General features: G+C 36.7%; 23 protein-coding genes. 10 read left to right on the top strand and 13 right to left on the bottom strand.

The window, feature by feature from the left end:
- Positions 1-101 precede the first annotated feature (101 nt).
- Genes LGQ90_RS06190 through LGQ90_RS06180 form a run of 3 tightly spaced genes read right to left on the bottom strand, consistent with a single transcriptional unit; the run spans position 102 to position 3,216 of the window.
- A complete protein-coding gene (locus LGQ90_RS06190) occupies positions 102-1,535 on the bottom strand; it encodes a CCA tRNA nucleotidyltransferase (protein WP_229339259.1) in 1,434 nt (477 codons plus the stop codon).
- 3 nt (positions 1,536-1,538) lie between these two features.
- Positions 1,539-2,108 carry an L-threonylcarbamoyladenylate synthase gene (locus tag LGQ90_RS06185; RefSeq protein ID WP_229339257.1) on the bottom strand — a complete coding sequence of 190 codons (570 nt, stop codon included), beginning with the start codon at positions 2,106-2,108 and terminating at the stop codon, positions 1,539-1,541.
- Complete coding sequence (locus tag LGQ90_RS06180) at positions 2,095-3,216, bottom strand: glycosyltransferase family 4 protein (protein ID WP_229339255.1); 1,122 nt, start codon at positions 3,214-3,216, stop codon at positions 2,095-2,097. The genes LGQ90_RS06185 and LGQ90_RS06180 overlap by 14 nt, the downstream gene beginning before the upstream one ends.
- 94 nt (positions 3,217-3,310) lie before the next feature.
- Here LGQ90_RS06180 and LGQ90_RS06175 point away from each other — a divergent pair, with 94 nt between their 5' ends.
- From LGQ90_RS06175 to LGQ90_RS06165, 3 genes are read left to right on the top strand one after another with little or no spacing between them, the layout of a single operon-like run.
- Positions 3,311-4,429, top strand: a complete 1,119-nt coding sequence (locus LGQ90_RS06175; RefSeq protein ID WP_229339253.1) for a glycosyltransferase family 4 protein — start codon at positions 3,311-3,313, stop codon at positions 4,427-4,429.
- Positions 4,426-5,214 (top strand): glycosyltransferase family 2 protein, encoded by a 789-nt coding sequence (locus LGQ90_RS06170; protein WP_229339251.1) that lies wholly within the window; start codon positions 4,426-4,428, stop codon positions 5,212-5,214. Before LGQ90_RS06175 ends, LGQ90_RS06170 begins: the two co-directional genes overlap by 4 nt.
- Positions 5,215-5,218: 4 nt before the next feature.
- A complete protein-coding gene (locus tag LGQ90_RS06165) occupies positions 5,219-5,983 on the top strand; it encodes a lipopolysaccharide kinase InaA family protein (protein WP_229339249.1) in 765 nt (254 codons plus the stop codon).
- 11 nt (positions 5,984-5,994) lie between these two features.
- On the opposite strand, the gene LGQ90_RS06160 is transcribed toward LGQ90_RS06165, so the two are convergent.
- From LGQ90_RS06160 to LGQ90_RS06145, 4 genes are all read right to left on the bottom strand, one after another.
- Positions 5,995-7,038: a CDP-glycerol glycerophosphotransferase family protein gene (locus tag LGQ90_RS06160; RefSeq protein ID WP_229339247.1), complete on the bottom strand. Its 1,044-nt coding sequence runs from the start codon at positions 7,036-7,038 to the stop codon at positions 5,995-5,997.
- Between the two features lies 1 nt (position 7,039).
- Complete coding sequence (locus LGQ90_RS06155; RefSeq protein WP_229339245.1) at positions 7,040-7,720, bottom strand: phosphocholine cytidylyltransferase family protein; 681 nt, start codon at positions 7,718-7,720, stop codon at positions 7,040-7,042.
- Between the two features lie 27 nt (positions 7,721-7,747).
- Positions 7,748-8,809: a glycosyltransferase family 9 protein gene (locus tag LGQ90_RS06150; RefSeq protein ID WP_229339244.1), complete on the bottom strand. Its 1,062-nt coding sequence runs from the start codon at positions 8,807-8,809 to the stop codon at positions 7,748-7,750.
- Positions 8,810-8,925: 116 nt separating this feature from the next.
- Complete coding sequence (locus LGQ90_RS06145) at positions 8,926-9,741, bottom strand: 2,3,4,5-tetrahydropyridine-2,6-dicarboxylate N-succinyltransferase (RefSeq protein ID WP_229339242.1); 816 nt, start codon at positions 9,739-9,741, stop codon at positions 8,926-8,928.
- Between the two features lie 86 nt (positions 9,742-9,827).
- On the opposite strand from LGQ90_RS06145, the gene ruvX reads away from it, so the two are divergent.
- From ruvX to LGQ90_RS06130, 3 genes are all read left to right on the top strand, one after another.
- Positions 9,828-10,235 (top strand): Holliday junction resolvase RuvX, encoded by a 408-nt coding sequence (ruvX, locus tag LGQ90_RS06140; RefSeq protein WP_229339240.1) that lies wholly within the window; start codon positions 9,828-9,830, stop codon positions 10,233-10,235.
- Positions 10,236-10,343: 108 nt separating this feature from the next.
- Positions 10,344-10,934 (top strand): peptide deformylase, encoded by a 591-nt coding sequence (gene def / locus LGQ90_RS06135; protein ID WP_229339238.1) that lies wholly within the window; start codon positions 10,344-10,346, stop codon positions 10,932-10,934.
- Positions 10,935-10,991: 57 nt separating this feature from the next.
- Complete coding sequence (locus tag LGQ90_RS06130; RefSeq protein WP_229339236.1) at positions 10,992-11,426, top strand: DUF5606 family protein; 435 nt, start codon at positions 10,992-10,994, stop codon at positions 11,424-11,426.
- A 273-nt stretch (positions 11,427-11,699) separates the two neighbouring features.
- Here LGQ90_RS06130 and LGQ90_RS06125 read toward each other — a convergent pair whose 3' ends face one another.
- Positions 11,700-14,165, bottom strand: coding sequence for a DUF5686 and carboxypeptidase regulatory-like domain-containing protein (locus tag LGQ90_RS06125; RefSeq protein ID WP_229339234.1), 2,466 nt, complete (start codon positions 14,163-14,165; stop codon positions 11,700-11,702).
- 43 nt (positions 14,166-14,208) lie between these two features.
- A complete protein-coding gene (gene smpB, locus LGQ90_RS06120; protein WP_229339232.1) occupies positions 14,209-14,664 on the bottom strand; it encodes an SsrA-binding protein SmpB in 456 nt (151 codons plus the stop codon).
- 114 nt (positions 14,665-14,778) lie between these two features.
- Between smpB and LGQ90_RS06115 the strand changes: the two genes are divergently transcribed.
- Positions 14,779-15,525 (top strand): DUF6503 family protein, encoded by a 747-nt coding sequence (locus LGQ90_RS06115; RefSeq protein ID WP_229339230.1) that lies wholly within the window; start codon positions 14,779-14,781, stop codon positions 15,523-15,525.
- Here LGQ90_RS06115 and LGQ90_RS06110 read toward each other — a convergent pair.
- Together LGQ90_RS06110 and LGQ90_RS06105 are read right to left on the bottom strand one after the other, a co-directional pair.
- Complete coding sequence (locus LGQ90_RS06110) at positions 15,522-16,046, bottom strand: SixA phosphatase family protein (RefSeq protein ID WP_229339228.1); 525 nt, start codon at positions 16,044-16,046, stop codon at positions 15,522-15,524. The genes LGQ90_RS06115 and LGQ90_RS06110 overlap by 4 nt on opposite strands.
- 40 nt (positions 16,047-16,086) lie before the next feature.
- A complete protein-coding gene (locus LGQ90_RS06105) occupies positions 16,087-17,205 on the bottom strand; it encodes an esterase-like activity of phytase family protein (RefSeq protein ID WP_229339226.1) in 1,119 nt (372 codons plus the stop codon).
- A 118-nt stretch (positions 17,206-17,323) separates the two neighbouring features.
- On the opposite strand from LGQ90_RS06105, the gene LGQ90_RS06100 reads away from it, so the two are divergent.
- Complete coding sequence (locus tag LGQ90_RS06100; RefSeq protein WP_229339224.1) at positions 17,324-17,509, top strand: CsbD family protein; 186 nt, start codon at positions 17,324-17,326, stop codon at positions 17,507-17,509.
- A gap of 73 nt (positions 17,510-17,582) precedes the next feature.
- On the opposite strand, the gene clpB is transcribed toward LGQ90_RS06100, so the two are convergent.
- On the bottom strand, positions 17,583-20,189 hold the full coding sequence (clpB, locus tag LGQ90_RS06095) for an ATP-dependent chaperone ClpB (protein WP_229339222.1): 2,607 nt from the start codon (positions 20,187-20,189) through the stop codon (positions 17,583-17,585).
- 179 nt (positions 20,190-20,368) lie between these two features.
- Between clpB and ytxJ the strand changes: the two genes are divergently transcribed.
- A complete protein-coding gene (ytxJ, locus tag LGQ90_RS06090) occupies positions 20,369-20,767 on the top strand; it encodes a bacillithiol system redox-active protein YtxJ (RefSeq protein ID WP_229339219.1) in 399 nt (132 codons plus the stop codon).
- 101 nt (positions 20,768-20,868) lie between these two features.
- Here ytxJ and fahA read toward each other — a convergent pair whose 3' ends face one another.
- Positions 20,869-22,158 carry a fumarylacetoacetase gene (gene fahA, locus LGQ90_RS06085; protein WP_229339216.1) on the bottom strand — a complete coding sequence of 430 codons (1,290 nt, stop codon included), beginning with the start codon at positions 22,156-22,158 and terminating at the stop codon, positions 20,869-20,871.
- Positions 22,159-22,268: 110 nt separating this feature from the next.
- Here fahA and LGQ90_RS06080 point away from each other — a divergent pair, with 110 nt between their 5' ends.
- Positions 22,269-23,543, top strand: coding sequence for a serine hydroxymethyltransferase (locus tag LGQ90_RS06080; RefSeq protein ID WP_229339214.1), 1,275 nt, complete (start codon positions 22,269-22,271; stop codon positions 23,541-23,543).
- The last annotated feature ends 89 nt before the right edge of the window (positions 23,544-23,632 follow it).

Here is a 23,632-nt window from a genome sequence, read left to right as displayed (position 1 = left end):
TTGAAAGTTAGAAAGTAAAAAAGTGGATCTAAAGTTTAGATTAAATCCTTTCTATAATAATTTATTAATTTCACTACTCACTACTCACTACTCACTACTCACTACTCACTACTCACTTTTAAACCCAATTTTTTACCTTTTTTCAACATAAACTCTCGTGCTGCTTCATATTCATTAGGAATATCGCCTTCCAAAATTGCCTCTTTTATAGCGTCTTTTATTAGACCCACTTCCCGACTAGGTTGGATGTCAAAAGTCTTCATGATCTCCTCACCGCTAACTGGTGGCTGAAAATTTCTTACATGATCGCGTTCTTCAACTTCCTGGATCTTTTGGCGCACCAGTTTGAAGTTGTTGTGATATTTTTTAAATCTTTTTGGGTTTTTAGTGGTAATATCAGCTTCACAAAGCGTCATAAGGTCTTCTATGTTATCGCCTGCATCAAAGATTAATCTTCGCACCGCAGAGTCTGTGACACTGTCATCTGCAATTGCAATGGGCCTGGAGCTCATCAACACCATTTTCTGAACAAATTTCATTTTTTCATTCAGTGGTAATCTTAAGCGTTTAAATAATTTATAGACCATTTTTGCTCCCACGAATTCATGCCCGTGGAAGGTCCAGCCTATTTTTTTATGAAATTTCTTAGTAGGTGCTTTTCCTATATCATGAAGTAATGCCGCCCATCTCAACCAAAGATCATCGGTGTTTTCAGAAATGTTGTCTACTACTTCCAGCGTATGCCAGAAATTATCCTTGTGTTTTTGGCCTTCAACTTCATCAATTCCCTGCAGAGCAGTTAATTCAGGTAATATTTTCTTCAGTAGACCGGTTTTGAATAGGAGCGCCAATCCTTTTGAGGGTTGATCGCTGAGCATGATTTTATTAAGTTCATCAACAATCCGTTCTTTCGAGATGATCTTAATTCTATCATTATTGGCTTTGATTGCTTTTAAGGAATTAGCTTCGATCATAAAATTTAGCTGGGAAGCAAACCTGATCGCGCGGTACATTCTTAATGGATCATCGGAATAAGTAATATCGGGATCCAAAGGAGTTTTAATGATCTTTTGCTGTAGATCTTCATAGCCGTTAAAAGGATCTAAAAGATCTCCAAAACCATCTTTATTGAGTTTTAGAGCCAGTGCATTGATGGTAAAATCCCGTCTATTTTGATCATCCTCCAGGGTGCCATCTTCAACAATGGGTTTTCTACTGTCCTGGCGATAACTTTCTTTTCTGGCACCTACGAATTCAATTTCCATATCTTCAGAACGTAGCATCGCTGTGCCAAAATTCTTAAAAACCTGAACTTTCGGAGTGTTCGGAAGCTTTTCAGATACTCTCCTCGCCAGTTCAATTCCACTGCCAACCGCAACAATATCTATATCTTTTGGTTCTCCGCGTTCTAAGATATGATCACGTACGAATCCACCAATTACATAGGAATCCACAGAAAGTTCTTCTGAAGCTTCTGAAATTACCCTGAAAATTTTATGATGTAAAGCTTTACTGTAATTGTGGTATTTCGGCATCTGTTATTTGCGTATCACTTTCACCAGACCATCGTTACCTAACTTGATTATGGCGGAAGGTTTAGGTGATTTTTTTGAACGCTGCAAATTTACTACATAGTCCACACCTTTTAAAATTTGTGGAGTAATTTGATCGAAGGATTGGGGGGTAGGTTGGCCACTTATGTTTGCCGAAGTAGAAACCAAAGGTCTTTTTAATTTCTTGATCAGTTCAGAACAAAAAGTATCTCTTACCACTCGAATTCCCAGAGATTCATCATCACTTACCAGGTTTTCAGCTATATGAACAGGCTTGTCATAAATAACTGTAGTTGGTTTCTTGGCATATTTTAGAATGTCGTAGGCCGTTTCGGGAACATTTTCAACATATTGTTCAAGCATCTTAAAATTGGAAACCAGGCATATTAATGCTTTTGATTCTTCTCTTTTCTTTAACTGATATATTTTGTCTACAGCCCGGGCGTTGGTGGCATCACAGCCAATTCCCCAAACAGTATCTGTTGGATAAAGAATAATTCCTCCTTTTTTGAGTATATCAAGGCAATTTCTAACTTCCTGTTCAATTCTTTCCATAAAGCACTTTTTTATATTCGGCTAAGCTTTGCTCAGCCATTTTTCTGGTGGTAAAGTTTTCGATGAGTTTTTGATGCGATAATTTTGCGAATTTCTCCATCAAATTCTTATCCTGGGACAAAGCTATTAATTTATCTGCTAAAGATTGCGCTTCGTAAGGATTGCTTAACATGCCATTTACCCCGTCTTCAATTATTTCGGGAATTCCTCCAACATTGGTACTTACTACCGGAACTTTATAATAACAACTTTCATAAATAAACTGAGGTAATCCTTCACTTTGAGAAGTTAACAGCGAAATGTCAAATTGCGGAATTAAAGCAGCTGCATCTGGAATAAAGCCCAGAAAGCTAACATGTTTTTTTAAGTTAAGCTCATTAATACGATCAATATAGGCTTGAGATCTATCTGAATAACTACCAATCTGGACAAAATGGAATTTTTTTTCTTTTTTAATGTTGATCGTGAAATTGATCATTTCCACCCAGGTTTTCAAATTCTTTGCCCGAATGTGATTGGCAATCATGCCAACGATGATCTTATCTTTAGGAAGATTCAATTTCTCTCTAAGATTAAAGGGAGCTTTTTCAGTTTTATTAATTCTTGTTCCATGATAGACAGTCACAAGTTTTGAAGCATCATTCACACTATTCGAGGTCACTTCTTTAGTTTTTTCAGAAACGCAAAGTATTTTCTGAATCTGGGGGTGATTGTATTTATATAAAGTCCTGGGCCGGTCTTTTATGGGGAAAGATGTTTTTTTACTTAAAACAAATGGCGGCAACTTTCCGAGTTTTGTGGCCATAACCGCGAGGGCGAGCGCAGTTGAATCGTGAATGTGAATCAGGTCTATTTCATATTTCTTACACACCCAAATAATTTTTGCAGTATAGCGGAGATCCAGTTTTATAAGCATGGGTGCGGTTTCCACATGAAGATCTGTGTCTTTTATCTTTTGGTGAAAAGAGGCATTTCTTACACATAGAATAATATTCTTTACTTTTTCATCCATTTCCTGGAGTTCAAAACAAAGATTCTCTACGTGATTTTCGCCGCCACCCCAGTTCTTAGCGGCAGATAAATGTAAAAGGCTTAGTCTTTTTTTCAACGCGACTATAAGTTATAAGTGGCAAACTTATAATAAATGATAATTTCCACCTTAAATTACAATATTTATATTTGCATCAAATGTACATATATAAATGACCGTATTACATATTTCCGGAGCAAGGTCCTGGGGTGGGAATGAACAGCAACTTATGTATTTGATGGATGAGCTGCCGAAATATAATGTTACTCAAAAATTGTTTTGTTTTGAAGATACCCCAATTGCAAAAGAAGCTTCTCTTCGTCCAGTAGAATTGTTATCTTTTCCTTATTGCAAACCCTTTTCTAAAAATTATAGAAGTTATTTAAAGGATATTATTAAAAGTCATCAGATAGATATTATCCATTTACATACGAGTGATTCAGTTACCGGTTATGTAGTTTCAGATCTTTTTTATAAACTGAAAACCCGAACACTTTTTGCCCGAAAAGGGATTCGACGTAAAACAAGTTTACTTAGTAAGTATAAATACAATTACAGAAATATTGATACTATACTTTGCATCTCGCAATATGTAAAACAACATTTTAAAAAGATTCTGACCGAAAAGAACCAGGAGAAATTGGTAGTTGTATACAATGGTGTTAAAGTATTGGATAAAAAACCGAAAGCTGATTTCCAAATGAGGAATAAATTTAATATTCCTGAAGATCATTTTTTAATTGGCAATATTGCTAATCATACAAAAGCAAAAGATCTTTTGGTGTTAGTAAAGACCTTGGACGAGATCGTGAATAAGCAAGGAATAAAGAACGTTTTTCTGATTCAAATTGGGGAATATTCAAAATTAACTCCTGAAATTAAAAATTTAATCAGTGAAAAGAATTTGCAGGATTATGTTGTATTGACCGGATTTTTAAAAAAGGCCTCTACATTTTTACCACAATTTGATGTGTTCTTGATTACCTCTGATAGAGAAGGCGGGCCCTCATCGCTCGTGGAAGCTTTGTATTATAAAACCCCTGTTGTTTCTACACAGGTTGGGGTAGTAGAAGAAATTATTGAAAATGGCATTAATGGATATTCAACACCTATTAAGCAACCAAAAATGCTGGCAGAAAAGATTATTCCTTTAATGAATAAACCGCAATTACTAGAAGATTTTGCGGAGCGATCCTATAATATTTTTATGGAAAAATTTACTGCTGAACGATTGGGAGAAACTACCTTTAAAGTTTATAAGGAAATGATGCAAAAAAAATTGAATAGATGAGAACTGCTTTATTGGTTTCCACTTATAATTGGCCTGAAGCCCTTAATCTGGTATTTAAAAGTATTGAACATCAAAGTGTGTTTCCAGATGAAATACTAATTGCTGATGATGGATCTACTAATAAAACCAAATCTGTAATTGATGATTTTAAGAATAGGTATTCTGTTACTGTAAAACATTTCTGGCATGAGGATAATGGATTTAGAAAATCTGAGATTCTTAATAAAGCAATTGCCAATACTGCTGTAGATTATATAGTTCAAATTGATGGAGATTGTATAATGCATCATCATTTTATAGAGGACCATATACAAATGGCAGAAGACAAAGTTTTTATTTTTGGTTCCAGAGTAAATATTGGAAAAAAAATAAAAAATAAAGTTTTAGAGGGGGAGAAAATCGATTTTTCATTCTTTAGTTCGGGAATTAAGAAAAGGGGACGAACGTTTAGATTTCCATTACTTCGTAATCGATACCAGGCTAAACCTGAGTTCAGTAGTAAGGTAAGGGGGTGCAACCTTTCTTTTTGGCGTAAGGATTTTCTTAAGGTCAATGGTTATAATGAAGATATTAGTGGGTGGGGAAGAGAGGATTCAGAATTAATTTTAAGAATGTTAAATTCGGGTGTCATGGGGCGGAGATTAAAATTTGGAGGAATAATTTATCATATCTTTCATCCAGAAGCTTCAAAAGATAATCTTGAGATCAATAATAAAATTCAGCAATCAACCATAAAAGACAACAAGATAAGCTGTGATAATGGAGTAAATAAATATTTAAAATAATATTTTGAAGTATCATATAAATACTAAATACTCTAAGGATTCTTCCCAAATTAAAAATTTAATTAATCATTTTGATGATCCTACACATGGTGAGCTAATGTCCAGCGGTAGAAATACTATCAAAATATTTAAAATTAACGAAGCTAAGTTCAGCGTGAAATCTTTCCGAATCCCGAACTTAATAAACAAGATCTCTTATAAATTCTTCAGAAAATCAAAAGCCGAAAGATCCTTTAAATATGCTAGCATACTTAAAGAAAAAGGTGTAGGAACGCCAGACCCTGTAGCTTATTCAGAAAATTATACTCAAGTTGTTTTTCTGAATAGTTTTTATGTGTGTAAGCATTTAGAATGTGAGCTTACCTATCGTCAGCTTGTCACAGATCCCGATTATCCCGATCATGAAAATATATTAAGAGCATTTACAAGATTTACTTTTGAGCTTCATGAAAAGCAAATTCAGTTTCTGGACCACTCTCCCGGAAATACGCTGATCCAAAAAGAAGGGGATAGCTTTCAATTTTTTCTCGTTGATCTTAACAGGATGAACTTTAAAGAATTGAATTTTGAAGAAAGAATGCTCAATTTCTCCCGGCTTACCCCAAAGAAAGAAATGGTGGAGATCATGGCCGATGAGTACTCAAAACTTATAGATAAACCTGCCGCAGAAGTTTTTGAGAAAATGTGGTTTTATACCAATCAGTTTCAGGAGAAATTCAAGAGAAAAAAGGAATTAAAGAAAAAACTCAAATTCTGGAAAAAGAAATAATGATTCTAGCTTCAGTTCTTTTTACTTTTGAACATGCTGTTTATTTTTCGCCTTCTCAGAAAAGAAAGTTTTCTTTTTTCGGGGACCCCATGGGCTGAAATATAATTTTCAATAGCTTCTACCATCCTTAGCGCAGAATTACCGTCATTATAGGGATGGTAATTTTCTATAACTTTTAGTCGTTGTTCCCTGTATTCATCTTTTTCAAGGTTGGAGATTACTTTTTCTGGCAGTTCTCTATATTCGGTAGCATTATCCCATAGAATCGTTTTCGAATTATTCCGGTAAGTGATCACTGGCTTATTGAGTAAAAGGAATTCATATACTACCGATGAGGTATCACTTATCATGATATCTGCCATCAATAGAAACTTTACAATATTAGGCTCTTCTTCTACAATGAGGTTATCGATTTTTCCTGCGAGCTCTTTGTATTGCGAAATGGTTTCAGGAGCCATAAGGTCGTGAAACTTTATTAGTACGAGGTAATTTTTATTTTCTGCCAGACGCTCAATTTCTTTCAGAAGAAAAGGAGCAGAGGTAAGCGAAGGGGAGAAAGTTGGAGCATATAAAACAATCGCTGAAGCATTGAAATTTTCCAGAAGCTCTTCTTTTTCACTTTTGTACTTTTCAGAATCCTTTCCATAAATATCCAGTTTCGGCCATCCGGTTTCAATCACCTCGAAATTTTTGTACTTTCTTTTTAACTGTTTAAATTTTTCGGTGAAGTACGGTCCCTGCGTGAGATAAAGATCAAAATAATGGCGTATCCTGAAATGTCCTTTTTTCTCTCCGGCAAGCCCATGGAAGATTTGCACCTTTAGGCCCCGCAAATAATATGGTACTTCATTACCCGGACAAAGTATGGCATCGCTTTTAAATGCAATTAGCTCATCTATATCAAAAGTATGCGGTTCTTCCTGAAAAGGAAATTTCTCTGAAAGATTAGGGGGTAAGAACCAGAGGTAGTCATAATTTTTTTCCTTCAATACCTGCATAATAGGTTCCAGAATTCCGAAAGCATAGGGATTTTGGCAGAAGAGAATAAATTTCATATTAGAACATGTTATTTGCAGCTTCCAGGTCTTCTTTAAAATCGACTTCCACACACCTGAATTTTGAGATGTCCACCGCTTTCACTTTCATGTTATTTTCCTGAATTGCCATTTCTATTCCTTTTTCGAAATAATCATTATCATCACAATTTTCAAGCTGCTGAATAAATGCCGCCATATCTTCCTTAGCGATAAAATTGATTCCCACCGCTTCTCCAAGGCCGTTCTTTACCTGTTTTGATAATTTGTGAATATGATCATTTTTTAGGGTGTATTTTACCTCTTCATCGGCTACGCGGGAAGTATTTACAGATACGAAAGAATTTTTTTGTTCGATCTCCTTATTTAAAACGGAGAAAAGTTCAGCATCAAAGATCACATCTCCGTTGAGCCAAAGAACATCCTCATTTCGATATTTAAGCAAGGCTTTTAAAAGACTTTTTGAAGTGTTAGTGGCGTCAAAGTATTGATTGTAGATATAGGAAAGATCTGGAAAACGTTCCATGATAAGGTCCTTTTTAAAACCTACCACTACAGAAATGTCATGCTCATTAAAATTCCCGGAAAGATATTCAACCTGTCTTTCCATGATGCTTTTTCCTTCTTTTAAAGGAGTAAGCGGTTTAGGAAATGGATTACCTAATCGGGAGCCTATGCCCGCAGCTAAAATAATAATCTTCATGTTGTTGTTGATGTCAAGAATTTCACTTTAGGTTACTTCTTTTAAAAAAGATTCTAATTTGGCGAAGATAAGGTTTGGTTCCAGCAGTCCATAAAAAGTGTCCGCCTTTTTTTGGATTTCCTTCTTAGAAAGATCTTTGAATTTTACGGGATGAAAATCCCTTAAATGCACCGAAACGTTCTTTTTGCCGTCTTCATATATGCTCCAATTCTCCTTTTTAATTTGGGGAGAGAAAATAGAAAAAGCTGGAATATCCAGCGCTTTTGCCATATTTACGGCACCGCCTTCGTTCCCAATCAGGGCATCACAACAGGAGGTGATCGCCATAAATTCTCTTAAACTGTTTCCGAAAACTTCAAAGTAAATATGTTCTCTGGTTTTTGGTTGACACAATGCTAAAAGCTTTTGGGCTTCATTTAACTGTTTGGGAATATAATTCAGCAATAATTGAGAATCTGTCTTTTCCACAATAAAATCCAGGATCTGTCCCATATACGGAAGTGGATACGTTTTGGATGCGGAACTTCCAAGAATGCCGCACATAATAAGGGGGCGATGGAATGAGATTCCGGAATTTTTCAATAATTGCTCTGCGCTACTTTTTTCTTCAGAGGTGAGATAGATCTTCGGTTTTATCTCCACTGGAAATGCTGAAGAAATTCCGTTAAGGAGGTGCAAACGGTTTTCTATGGCGTAACCGGCATTTGTTTTAAGGCTTTTCTTTGGTTCAAAAGTCTTAGTATAAGCTTTCTTTGTATACCATTTATGGTAGGAAATCCTAATCTCGGCACCAGAAAATATATTCAGTAAAGCAGTATTTATTTTAGAGTAAACATCTACGACTATATCATATTCCTTCTGACGGATCTGTTTTAGGAATAATACAAAATCCTTTATTTTATTATCCTTGTCAGGATTGAAGAGCACAAATTCATCAATGTAAGGATTGTTTTCAACTACCGGCAAGGTATGTTTGTAAATGAGATAATGTAACTCAGCTTTTGGAAATTCCTTTCGGAGTGCTTCAAAAAGGATTGAGGACGTAAGCACATCCCCAATCATTTTCATCTGTATTACAAGTATCTTCATAAGCCCCTCCCGGCCTCCCCATAGGGGAGGAGTTAATTTGAGTTTACTTTATCTGTTATTTCTGAAACTTTCCCCATTAAAAGAAGAATTATTTACAGCCTTTTTTTGTTTACAGGCTAAACCGCCACATTATATTCACGTAAAGCGTCGTTCAATGAAGTTTTCTTGTTCGTACTTTCTTTACGTTTCCCTATGATCAAAGCACAGGGGACCTGATATTCGCCTGCAGGAAACTTCTTTGTATAGCTTCCCGGGATCACTACGGAATGCGCGGGAACATAACCTTTAAATTCTTTTGGTTCATCTCCTGTAACGTCGATGATCTTTGTAGATGCGGTAAGTACTACATTAGCTCCCAAAACGGCTTCTTTCTCAATTCTAATTCCTTCAACCACAATACTTCTTGATCCCAAAAATGCGTTGTCTTCTACAATTACCGGGGCAGCTTGTAATGGCTCTAAAACTCCTCCAATTCCAACTCCTCCACTAAGGTGAACATTCCTGCCTATTTGTGCGCAGCTTCCAACAGTAGCCCAGGTGTCTACCATGGTACCTTCATCTACATAAGCTCCGATATTTACATAACTTGGCATCATAATTACGCCTGAAGAAATATATGCACCGTGTCTGGCTACGGCATTAGGTACTACCCGTATTCCTTTCTCTTTATATCCTTTTTTTAGAGGGATCTTATCATGATATTCAAAAATTCCGGCTTCCAGTGTTTCCATTTTTTGAATGGGAAAATAAAGCACCACCGCTTTTTTAACCCATTCGTTCACCTGCCACCCGTCAGCGGTAGGTTCAGCCACCCGAAGTTCTCCTTTATCTAAAAGGTTCACAACTTTTCTAATGGCATCGGTAGTTTCAGTATCTTTTAAAAGGTCTCTGTTGTTCCAGGCCTCTTCAATTTTAGCTTTTAACTGGTCCATATTCTAATTTTTTTCAAATATAACAGCTATAAGGCAATATTTATGGACAAACGAATATAAACCTTACCTTTGCCTAAATTTTTGAAATGGCCAGAATTCTAGCACTGGATTACGGGACTAAGAGAACAGGAGTAGCTGTTACCGATGAGTTGAAGATGATAGCTTCGGGCCTCACGACCGTACAAACACCTGATCTAATAAAATTCCTTGAAGACTATTTCAAAAATGAAAAAGTGGAACGTGTTTTGGTCGGTGAACCTAAGAGAATGGATGATACTCCTTCGCAAAGTGAAGTTCATATTCAGGAGTTTTTAAAAGAGTTCTTTAAGAAGTTCCCCGATATGCCTATGGAGAGGGTAGATGAACGTTTTACCAGCAAAATGGCCGTGCAGAGCATGATAGATGGAGGCTTAAAAAAGAAAAAACGACGTGATAAGGCATTGGTGGATGAAATTAGCGCGACCATTATTCTGCAAACCTGGCTGTATGAATAAGGGAGTAAAAAGTAAAAAGTTGCAAGTTTAAAAGCTTGCCAAGGTTGATAAATATTTAGAATTAAAAGAGGCTTATAGCTTAGGGCTTAAAGCTGAAAACTTTAAGAAATGATTTTACCAATTGTAGCATACGGAGATCCGGTTTTAAAAAAGAAAGCCAAAGATATAGATAAGGATTACCCGAAACTTGAGGAATTGATCAACAATATGTGGGATACCATGTATAATGCATACGGCGTGGGCCTTGCTGCACCACAGGTGGGATTGCCTATTAGAATGTTTATGATAGATCCGGCTCCATTCGCAGAAGATGAAGAACTGGAGGAGGCTGAACAGACAGCCTTAAAGGATATGCGAAAAGTGTTCATAAATCCGAAGATAACGGAAGAAACCGGTGAAGAATGGGCTTTTAGCGAAGGTTGCTTAAGTATTCCTGAGGTTCGTGAAGATGTTTTCAGACAGCCTGATATTACGATCGAGTACTACGACGAAAACTGGGAAAAACATACTGAAAAATATTCTGGTTTGGCGGCAAGGGTTATTCAGCATGAATATGATCATATAGAGGGAATTCTGTTTACAGATAAGCTTTCCAGTCTGAAAAAGAGACTGATAAAAGGTAAACTCGCTAATATTTCCAAAGGCAAGATCAATATAGATTATAAGATGCGCTTTCCCAATGCAAAAAAAGCCCGCTAAAGGCTTTGATATTTGATTGTGGGAATTGATATTTGCCAACCTAAATAAAAAAATACTATGGGATTAGATAAAATTCTTGCCATTTCTGGAAAACCCGGTTTGTACGAGCTTACGGCTCAAACCAGAGGAGGCTTTGTTGCAAAATCTATGCTTGACGGAAAGAAGATAGCAGTAAACATGCGTCACAATGTGAGTATTTTGAGCGAGATCGCTATTTATACCTATACTGAAGAGATTCCGCTGGGTGAAGTTTTTCAAAAGATCAAAGAAAAAGAAGATGGCGGGGCTGCCATAAGCCATAAATCATCTAAAAAAGAGCTGGAGGATTACTTTTCTGAAATTCTTCCAGACTATGATGAGGACAGGGTTTATGCCAGTGATATGAAGAAGATCTTCCAATGGTATAATATTTTGATCGAAAATGGTTTTACAGATTTTTCGAAAGAAGAAGATTCCGCTAAAACTGAAGAAAATAAAGACGAGGAAGAATAGAATTCTATTTCGAAACGGAATATGAAAAGCTGAGATCTTAAGATTTCAGCTTTTTTATTCTAATTAATTTTTTTGTCATTCAGAACGGAGCGATAGCAAAGTGAAGAATCTGTGGTGTCAAGAGATTCCTCCTGCGTCGGAAGAGCAATCGTATGTCATTCAGAACGAAGAGAAAGCAAAGTGAAGAATCTGTGGTGTCAAGAGATTCCTCCTGAGTCGGAATGACAATCTTATGAAAACGAAGATAGCGGGCTTTTTTACCTCTTTTTATATTTAAAATTTCAGTCCGAATATAAAAGCTCCGTCTTGTTTCCCACCAAAATCTGACACTACATAATCCAGTCTCAAAAATCTATATTTTCCGAACCCGAGATTGTCTATTCCAACCGAATATTCTGAATACGGATTTCTGTTGGTTGTAGTTAGTCTGTGGGCGCCAAGTATCAGGTTAAAATTCAATTTATTGATCAAAGGTAGTTTTCCAAGTACCCATCCCTGAAAATTATGTTCCGCATGAAATTCAGCATAGTTCTGGTTGGTGCTGAAGTTGTAGTAAGGCATCAAATTGAATTTCCCAACATAACTGCCAAAACCTATCCGGGTTTGATTGGCATCAAAATGTTGATAATCTACCAGGCTTATATCTTCAGAATTGGAAAACACTCCACCGTTGATCAAATACTGAAACTCACCTTTATTTCCCAGATCTAAATTCTGCCTGATCTGAGCTTTGAACTGATCAAAATTATATTTCGCTTCACTTCCAGCAAAACCTTTTTCCCAGCTTAGTTTTAATTTGGGATATTTGGACTCATACACATTATATCTACCATTAGGATAACTCATATATTTTTGTCCGAAGGTGATATCTGTAGAGAGGTTTGATTTGAAAATCGAATGTTCTTCAAACGGAAGGCTACCGAAATTATCCGGCTGAAAAGGATTATTGGAATTATAGCTCCTGTCTTCCCAATCTATAAAAACATGATCTTTATGGTTGGTCAATGCCTTTCTGTTTTCCCAGCTGAGTTCTCCGAATAATCTGACTCCGGGAAATACATCCTGACCATAACCAATATTGGCAAAGCTTTTTTCGTAAAGCTTCATATAATTTCTTTCGAAGAAAATGCTGGTAATACTATTCAGTAAAGGAGAGATAGGTTCCCGGGAATTTATTTGTTTTGAAGCAACACCTCCTGAAATTCTTAGAAAGGGCTTATTGAAATTATTGAATTTCTTCTCAAAACCTCCGTTCAGCCTAAATCTTTTTTCGCTTAAACCATAATCAATGTCTGAATAAATTCTCCAGTAATTTTCCTGATCATCTCCTGTTCTTTGAGTATAACTTAAAGTAACATCGGTATTCCAGCCCTGGACCGTGTTGAAGCCTATTCCTGCAATGGGTGCACTTATACTAAAACTTCTGTTTTTCCAGGAATTTCTATAAGAGTATCCAAAAAGCACATCGGAGATCCCGAATTTATTTTTTACCGTATCTACAGAATCCTTGTATTTTTTAGTGCTTCTTACTTCCTGGATGCTGTCCTTTTTTACATAATCTTCAATTTCTTCAGTAGTAAGCGGGACCGGTCTTTTTTCTTTCCAGAAAAGAGAATCCTTTTTATTGGCTTCTTCCTGAAAACTCAAAATTTCTCTTCCGAAGCTGTTATTATTGAATTGCGGACTGAATTCATAATTGCTATAAACAGCCGTAAATTTTCCATCTCCCCCAAAACCGAAGATCTTAAAACTGAAATCAACGCTCTGTGAGATCTGGATATAAAGTTTATTTTCAGGTGAATACTTATGATTCTGTCGAAAAACCAATTCTTCTATTGGAGGAACCTGAATTGCCTGACCAGTAGTTTTTAGTTCCACGCCATAGATCTGCCAAAGATCTTCTACAATGTATATAAAACCAGAAAAAACACGGTCATTCTCCCTTTTTGGAGTGACATTTATTTTGTTGATCATATTTCCCTGATCATCAAAAAAAGTTCCTTCAAGATTATATTTGTAATAATTGAAAGCATATTCAGCTATGGGAGACACCATTTCACTGTTGATATCCAGGGTATTTTCATAAAAAGAAAAGTATGCTTCCTGAGCCGAGTTTAAGCTAAAGCCATTATCATCACCGCTTACTTTTGAAGCGATGATCTTTTCTTTAAAATCATCAGGTTTTTGATAAGCGATCTCAGAAATGGTTTCACTTAAGTAAACAATTCCACTTCTGGTTGAATCCAGGCCACCACCAAGATCACCCACGTCCTGGCCTAAAATTTTCTCGGGAGCGTTCTTGATACGCCATAATCCACGGGAATAAAAATCAGCAGTAAAAGATTCCAATTTTTCTGCATTTAGCTCTCTATTATCTATTGCTTTTCTGATAATTCTAATGGCAGGATTCTCCCCACTTTGCACGGTAACTTCATCCAGGCTGGTACTTTCAGCTTTCAGGACTATGTTAATAGTCATAGGAAACTCCGTTGCTTCGACTTTCTTCTTAAGTGTTTTGTAACCTAGAAATTGGTAAACCAGGGTGTAATTCCCTTCTTTATCAATTTTCAGTTCGTAGATACCATCATCATTGGTGGTGGTCCCCTGGGAGCCGGTTTCAGTATAAATATTTACATAGGGCAAGGGATTGCCATTTTCATCTTTTACTTCTCCGGTAATTTGGGAATAGGTATGGAAAACTGTCAGCAACAGTAATAGACCAGGTAGCTTTTTAAACATGCATTAGATTTTGGATTATTACTGAACGAAAAAAAAATGGAATTTATTTGTATTCTTTCTGTATTCGGTCTAAACGACGTTTGCTTTCCCGATCTTTTATAGTTTCCCTCTTGTCATATAATTTTTTACCCTTCGCAAGAGATATTTGCAATTTGGCAAGACCACGGTCATTAATAAATAATCTTAGAGGAATGATGGTTAAACCAGAATTGGTAACTTCTTTTTCTAGTTTTCGTAATTCTCTTTTTTGAAGTAATAATTTCCGCTCACTTTTTGGGTTATGATTAAAATGAGTGGCATGAGAATATTCTTCAACATGCATATTGATTACAAAAAGCTCATGATTATTGAATTCACAAAAACTTTCGGCAATATTTGCCTTTCCTTCCCGTATAGCTTTTATCTCAGTTCCGGCTAATTTTATACCTGCGGTATATTTATCCAGAAACTCATAATTGAATTTAGCCTTACGGTTTTTTATGTTGATAGAATTCTTCATATAGGCACAAAAATACAAGCTTTAAGCTAATTTCATGCTAAAGCAATTTTAAAATTATCTGTGAGAGCTTCCTAAACAAAAATTTTTATTTTTGCAGCTCTTATATCGACACCTATGAAGTACATTTCTTTATTGTTTCTAATCTTATGTTTCGCTTCCTGTTCCGAAGAAAAAAAGGAACTGACTGCCAATGAGATCGTGAACAAAGCCATAAAAAATGCCGGCGGAGAAAGGTATAAAAATGCACAAATTGATTTCGTTTTCAGGAAAAGAGATTATAAAAGCATACGAAATGGAGGGAAGTTTCAACTCGAAAGAAAAGTAGTAGATTCTACAGGGAACAGAGTTCATGATATTTTGAATAATGAAGGCTTGGAGCGTTTTGTGAATGATACCGCGGTGATACTTCAGGATTCACTAGTATTGCCAGTTGGGAATTCAATAAATTCTGTGCATTATTTCGTTCAGCTACCCTACGGATTAAATGCCGATGCAGCGAATAAGGAATTAATTGGGAAGGATAGTATTGCCGGACGTGAATATTATGAAGTAAAAGTAACCTTTGCTGAAGATGGCGGGGGAACAGACCATGAGGACGAATATCTTTACTGGATAGATACTCAAAATTTTGAGGTGGATTATCTGGCTTATAATTTTGATGTGAATGGTGGCGGAATGCGTTTTAGAAAAGCTTTTAATCACCGTATTATTGAAGGGATCAGGTTCGTAGATTATGAAAATTATAAATACGAAGTGCTGTCAACTCCGCTAGAAAAACTGGATAGTCTTTATGAAAAACGGGAACTGGAACTACTTTCACTAATCGAAACCAAAGATATTAAGGTCAAGCTGGGATCTTAATTAATATAGATCACCTGGCTTATCGCAGAACCATCTTTTAGAACCTGGACTATAAAAAGTGCGCCATTTTCTGAGTCATCGATATTTTCATATTTTTTCTCCCCGAGAATAGCATTTGCAAACATTGGGGTGGTGTTGCTGTGTCCCACCACAAGGACAGTTTTTCCTGAAGTCGCATTTTTAAATTCCTGATCGTAAAATTTTTTGTCATTATAACTTAATACTTCTAACTTTTTAAGATCTGCCAGAGGCTTTGCGGTTTGTCTGGTTCTTTTATAATTTGTGCTGTAAACGGCGTCAAAATTGATATCTTTTAAAACTTCAGTCCAGTTAGCGGCCCGCTCCAATCCTTTTTCAGTAAGTTCTGGATCTTCGTTTTCAGGATTACTACGATCTTTTTCTGCATGACGAATCAAATAGTAGGTAGTTACAGCTTCACTTGACGGCTGAGGAATATTCTCATTGGAATTACATCCGAAAGTTAGAACAAACGAGAAAAAAAATATGATGATGTTGGCCATGATAGTTGTTTTTTAAGTTTGGGATTTGACGATGTGTTTTTTAATTTGTTACCGTATTAGTTTCGTTTATATTGATCTGCATTAAAATGAATTGATTCAATTGCTCTGCAAAACTGTTGAAGTTATTATCTGAAACCAGAATTAATGATTGTTGGCCATTTTCCAGTAGAGGCCCAAAACTCATTCCTTCAATATTATCTATGATCCCCTGGGTCAATTTATCCTTAACAGATTTAAAGTTGAATAAAAGTTTTTTTTCAGCCGTAGTATAGTCTTCTCCTTTTAATCGCTGTATTTCCAAAGTGTTTGTCACTTGGGAAGCATCAATTTCAAATATTTTCACGGTATTACCGTGGGAACCATATCCTGCGGAATAAGCTCTTTCCAGGATTAGAAATTTATCTTCTGCATATTCCAGGATTTCAGTTACTCCATTAACCGCAAAATAATTTATGGGAAGTTTTGAAATCCCGTCAAGCTTATAAACAAACTGTTTAATGGGTTCACCGGTATTTTTATCAAATTTGGTGATCCTAATATGCGATCTTGAGGGAAATATCTTTGGTTTTGAAGAATCTTTTTCTAAAGGAAGTTCGGTTGCCACCCAATAAGCCTGCTGATCAAAACTTTCTGTTAATCCTTCAAAAACTCCGTTGTTTCTGGGTTTTTGAACATCACCAGCTTTGAAATATTCAGGAATATTAAAAGAATTCTGAATTTGCCCAATATTAGAAATCCTGTAAATACCGGGATTCTTATCATCATCATCAATGCCTCCTTCACTGGTAACTACAAACTCGTTCCGTTTAGAATCAAATCTCACTGCTTCAAGATCCAGAACCTCATTAGAGAATTCTTTAGTTTTCTTAATACTTATAAGCTGTTCAAAGGAAACTTCTTTAAATTTATTGTTTTTGATACTTATATCAGCCCTGTATATTCGAGGTTGAGAAGATTGATCACTTACCAGATAATAGTTGCCTTTTTTGTAATCAATTCCTGAAAGTCCGCCAACAATAGTATTGTCAATTTCAATATTGGCGGGTAATACATACTCATCTAAAAATCTCAGCTGGATAGTATCATTTTCAATTTTACGGGTTACCGCACAGCTACATATTAAGAAAGCGCAGAGTAACAGCGCAATGATTTTTCTCATGAAATTTAATTGGATTTCAAAAATAACAAATTGTTAAGACAATTATAGGAGTTTCTTGGGATGTCTAAGGGTGATGTTTAAATATCTTTATTCTATTAACAATTAAAACCAATATGTTATGAATGAAGATCAGAGAGAAGGAAAATGGAAACAAATTAAAGGTGAGTTTAAACAGAAGTATGGTAAATTAACTGATGATGATACCACCTATTCCGAAGGAAAGTTTGATGAAATGCTTGGTCGCATGCAAGAGAAAACGGGCCAGTCTAAAGAAGAACTGAAAAAGGAAATTGATAGATGGTAATGATTGATGAATCAATTTATTAAAAAAGCGGTAGAGAAATCTACCGCTTTTTGTTTTATATAATAAACTCTAATTATTCATTTTCTGCCAGGTGTTCCTGATTTCTAAAGACCAGTTCATCATTAAATTCATCCAGCAATATAATACTCTCTATATGGATTTTGCCCGAAAGGATATCTTTAGAAAGCTTATTTAAAACTTCTTTTTGAACCACTCTTTTCACGGGTCTTGCACCGAATTGTGGATCAAAACCTTTAGTTGAAAGGTATTTTATAGCTTCTTGAGTTGCATCCAGAATTATATGCTGTTTTGCCAGCATCTTCTTAACTCCCTTCAATTGTAAGCCTACGATCTGTTCAATGTTTTTCTGGGTTAGCGGACTAAACATCACGATGTCGTCTATTCTGTTTATGAATTCCGGACGAACACTTTGTTTTAACAAGCCCAGCACTTCAATTTTTGCAGTTTCCATAGCTGTATCCAGATCTTTGATATTCTCAAATTTCTCCTGAATAATATGGCTTCCCATATTTGAAGTCATGATGATGATCGTATTCTTAAAGTCGGCTACCCGACCTTTATTATCGGTCAATCTTCCTTCATCCAATACCTGCAGGAGAATATTGAAGGTATCGGGATGTGCTTTTTCAATCTCATCAAGTAAGACCACAGAATATGGTTTTCTGCGCACCGCTTCGGTTAATTGTCCGCCTTCATCATAACCCACATATCCGGGAGGAGCTCCAACCAATCTGCTTACCGAATGTCTTTCCTGGTATTCACTCATATCGATCCTGGTCATGGCAGATTCGTCATCAAAGAGATACTCAGCCAATGCCTTCGCTAGCTCGGTTTTACCCACTCCGGTAGTACCAAGGAATAAGAATGATCCAATAGGTCTCTTTTGATCCTGCAATCCTGCTCTGCTTCTTCTTACGGCATCACTAACCGCGATGATCGCTTCGTCCTGACCAACTACTCGCTTATGAAGATCTTCTTCAAGGTGTAGTAATTTTTCGCGATCGCTTTGGAGCATTTTTGTTACGGGAATTCCGGTCCATTTTGCTACTACTTCGGCAATATCCTCGTTGGTGACTTCTTCCTGGATCAAGGATTTCTCATTTTGATTGTCAGCAACTTGTTTCTGTAGCTTCTCTAATGTTTCCTGAGCTTCTTTGATCTTTCCATATCTTAATTCAGCCACTTTTCCATAATCTCCTTCACGCTCAGCCCTTTCGGCTTCTAGCCTGTATTCTTCAATTTCAGACTTTGCCTTCTGAATATTATCTACCACATCCTTTTCACTCATCCATCTTGCATGAAGATCATTTCGTTCTTCTTTAAGATTCGCGAGATCAGACCGGAGAGATTTTAGTTTAGCTTCATCTTTTTCACGTTTAATGGCTTCGATCTCGATTTCTAATTGCATGATCTTACGATCTAATACGTCGAGCTCTTCCGGTTTGGAGTTGATCTCCATTCTTAATTTGGAAGCTGCTTCATCCATTAAATCGATAGCTTTATCAGGCAGAAATCTGTTGGTGATATAGCGTTGAGAAAGTTCTACCGCAGCAATGATCGCTTCATCTTTGATCCTTACTTTATGGTGTGTCTCATACTTTTCCTTGATTCCGCGCAATATTGAAATGGCACTTTCCACATCGGGTTCTTCTACGACCACTTTCTGAAATCGACGTTCCAGAGCTTTATCTTTTTCGAAATATTTTTGATACTCATCCAGGGTAGTGGCTCCAATGGCCCTTAGCTCCCCACGAGCGAGCGCAGGTTTTAGAATATTGGCGGCATCCATGGCTCCCTGTCCGCCACCAGCACCCACGAGTGTGTGGATCTCATCAATAAAAAGTACGATGCTTCCATCGCTGGAAGTCACTTCCTTGATCACTGCTTTAAGCCTTTCTTCAAATTCACCTTTATATTTTGCACCTGCGATTAAGGCTCCCATATCCAGGGAATAAATTCTTTTGTCTTTTAAGTTCTCCGGAACGTCGCCGTCTACAATTCTATGTGCCAGTCCTTCTGCGATCGCCGTTTTTCCTGTTCCCGGCTCCCCAACGAGCATCGGGTTGTTCTTGGTTCTACGCGAAAGGATCTGAAGGATTCTTCTTATCTCTTCATCACGGCCAATTACGGGATCCAGTTTTCCCTCTTCAGCAAGCTTATTAAGATTTCGCGCATATTTGTCTAAAGAATTATAAGTTTCTTCAGCACTCTGTGAAGTGACTTTATCCCCCTGGCGCAATTCGGCTATGGCCGCTTTTAAAGCTTTTTCAGTCGCTCCCTGATCTTTTAAAATCTGGGCAACTTTACTTGAAGATTTAAATATAGCGAGGATCAAATGTTCTATAGATACATATTCGTCTTCCATCTTTTTGGCGATAGTAGAGGCCTCATTTACTGTTTTTCCTGCTTCTCGGGATAAATGGATATCGCCCCCGCTAACTTTAGGAAAACTTTCCAGGCTTTTATCCAGGATCTGAGTAAAAAGGTTAACGTTTATGTTCAGTTTTTTCAGCAGAAATGGAGTCACATTTTCATCTACCATACTGATAGCCTTAAAAATGTGTTCGTTCTCAATTTGCTGATGGCCCATTTCCTGAGCAAGTTGCTGTGCTTGCTGGATAGCCTCTTGTGATTTTATAGTAAAATTATTAAAGTTCATAGGTACTATTTTTTGAAATTGATAAGACAATACATGTACCATTCAGAATAAATGTCAAAATGACGTGTATTATTAAAAAATTACCGACAAAATGGCATTTTATTTAATAGTATTAAAATTTCGTTGAAATTTTTCGTCTATTAAAGTTACTTAGATTTATTTTTGGGAAAAAGAATGTTATGGGTTTATTTGATAAAATATTCAATTCTGAAAAGAAGGAAAATTCCGAAGAAAAATCTGCAACTCCTTGGATAGAATTAAATTCGATGGCACAATTAGATGAAATGGAGGAGCGATCTGAGGAAAGAACGGTAGCGATATTAAAACATTCTACTACTTGCGGAATTAGTAGAATGGTCTTGAAAATGTTTGAATCTGACTATGATCTTGATGAAAATGAAGCAATAGACCTCTATTTTCTGGATCTTCGAGCTCACAGGGATATTTCTAATGCGATTGCTGAAAAATTTAGGGTTAGGCATGAAAGTCCGCAACTAATTGTTCTTAAGAACAGGGAAGTGGTTCATCATTCTTCACATCAGGGAATTTCTGCCAGTAAATTAAAAGAACTCGTTTAATTACTTAACTATTGACTGAAATCCTGATCAAGTTCAGAAAGGCAATAAAATAAAAAAGCCCCTGCTATAAAGTAGGGGCTTTTTCTATTATAGATAATCGCTTATTTTTTCTTAGGTACGTAAACGGGAAGTAATTTAGATCTTACTTCACCAAAACCAATTCTGGAATTACCATTCTGGCAAAACCCTCTCATGATCACGGTATCATTGTCTTCAACGAATTTACGTTCAGACCCGTCTTTTAACTTGATAGGTTTTTTACCACCCCATGAAAGTTCCAGCATAGATCCAAAAGAATCCTCTGAAGCTCCGGAAATTGTACCTGAAGCCATCATGTCACCAGAATTCACCGGGCAACCATTCACCGTATGGTGAGCAAGTTGCTGACTCATGTTCCAGTAAAGATATTTAAAATTTGACTTGGAAAGTGAGTTTTCCTCACCACCTTCTGGCTGAAGGAATACTTCAAGATTAATATCAAAACTCTTATCTCCTGAGTACTTCAAATAAGGAAGTAATTCTTTTTCAGGTTTTGGACTTGCGGTTCTAAAAGGCTCTAAAGCATCCATAGTTACGATCCATGGAGAAATAGAAGAGGCAAAATTCTTGGCAAGGAATGGTCCTAGCGGGACATATTCCCATTTTTGAATATCACGGGCACTCCAGTCGTTGAAAAGCACCATACCGAATATATAGTCTTCAGCTTCATCTACCGGGATTGGCTCACCCAAATGGTTTGCATCTGTGGTAATAAATGCCATTTCCAATTCGAAATCAACCCTTTGTGAGGGGCCAAAAACTGGTTCTTCTGAATCTGCTGGTTTCGTTTGTCCCTGTGGGCGGTGAACCGGAATTTCCGAAGGAATTATGGAAGAACTTCTTCCGTGGTAACCTACTGGAATATGCAGCCAGTTTGGTAACAGGGCATTATCTGGATCCCTGAACATGGTACCGATATTAGTAGCATGTTCTTTAGAAGAATAGAAATCTGTATAATCTCCAACCTGAACAGGCATCTGCATTTCAATCTCGTCCAGAGTAAAAAGCACCGTATTTCTATGGTCCTGATTATCTTTTAATTTTGAATTATTAGCATCAAAGATATCGGCAATACGGTTTCTCACCAATCGCCATGTTTTCTTGCCATCAGATATAAAATCGTTTAAAGTGTCCTGTAAAAATATATCGTCAGTTAGTGGGATCCCTTCAAAATAACCTAATTGATGTAGAGCTCCAAGGTCTATCGCATAATCACCAATTCTGGTACCAATGGTGATCACATCATCACGGGTAAGAAATACTCCAAAAGGAATATTCTGAATAGGGAAATCGGTATCGCCAGGAATATCCAACCAGGTTTTTCTATTTGGATCGTTAGCGGTAATTGACATAAAAAATGTTGGTTTTTTGTTAAAATCTAGTTGACTCAAATATATTATTTTCCTGTAATTAACCGAATGTATTTGTTACTTTTACCGAATATTTAACGTAAAATTTTGTAATGCAACGAGACACCCAGGTATTTGATTTAATAGCTAAAGAAAAAGAGCGCCAGTTAAATGGTTTGGAACTTATTGCGAGTGAAAATTTTGTAAGTGAGGCCGTACTTGAAGCAGCAGGGTCTGTACTTACAAATAAATATGCTGAAGGTTACCCCGGCAAACGATATTATGGAGGTTGTGAGGTGGTAGACCAGGTAGAACAGCTTGCGATAGACCGTCTAAAGGAATTATTCAACGCTGAATATGCCAACGTGCAACCTCATTCGGGTTCACAGGCGAATACAGCGGTTTTTCATACCGTGATGAAGCCGGGGGATAAATTCCTTGGTTTTGATCTTTCTCATGGAGGTCACCTTACGCATGGTTCTCCGGTGAATTTTTCAGGAAAACTTTATAACCCTGTTTTTTACGGAGTAGATAAAGAAACCGGTTTGATCGATTATGATGCGGTTGCGGAGATCGCTGAAAAGGAAAAACCTAAAATGATCATTGCTGGAGCCTCAGCTTACTCGAGAGAGATCGATTATAAGAGATTCAGAGAGATCGCAGATAGTGTTGGTGCTATTCTCTTAGCAGATATGGCTCATCCTGCCGGACTCATCGCTAAAGGACTAATAAGTGACCCTCTTCCTCATTGTCATATTGTAACCTCTACCACACATAAAACCCTTCGTGGTCCAAGAGGAGGAATTATCCTTATGGGGAAAGATTTTGATAATCCATTTGGTGAGAAATTGAAGAATGGAAACCTTAAGAAAATGTCTGCCATGCTTAATTCTGGTATTTTCCCTGGAAACCAGGGAGGTCCCTTAGAGCATATTATCGCTGCTAAGGCTATTGCCTTTGGAGAGGCTTTAACTGATGAATTCCTTCATTATATGGTTCAGGTGAAGAAAAATGCCAAAGAACTTGCCAAGGCATTTGTCGCTAAGGAATACGGAGTAATTTCCGGTGGAACCGATAATCATATGATGCTTATAGATCTTAGAAATAAGAATGTAAGTGGAAAAGAGGCTGAAGAGGCGCTTGGAAAAGCTGACATCACAGTAAATAAAAATATGGTTCCGTTTGATGATAAATCGCCTTTCGTGACTTCGGGAATTAGAATTGGAACTCCGGCTGTGACCACACGTGGATTAAAAGAAAGCGATATGGCTAAGATCGTTGACCTCATAGACCGCGTGATTTCAAATATTGAAAATGATTCTGAACTTACTGCAGTGAAGAAAGAGGTAAATTCTATGATGAGTGGAAGACCTTTATTTGTTGCCTAATAATAGATATTTATACTAAAAAAAGCCATTCGAAAGGATGGCTTTTTTATGATTATAGATCAACGAAGTAAACCTCTATCAGGAATTAT

This window comes from Christiangramia sediminis, from assembly GCF_020552705.1.
Lineage (GTDB): Bacteria > Bacteroidota > Bacteroidia > Flavobacteriales > Flavobacteriaceae > Christiangramia > Christiangramia sediminis.
This window is presented reverse-complemented; position numbering and strand designations above follow the sequence as displayed.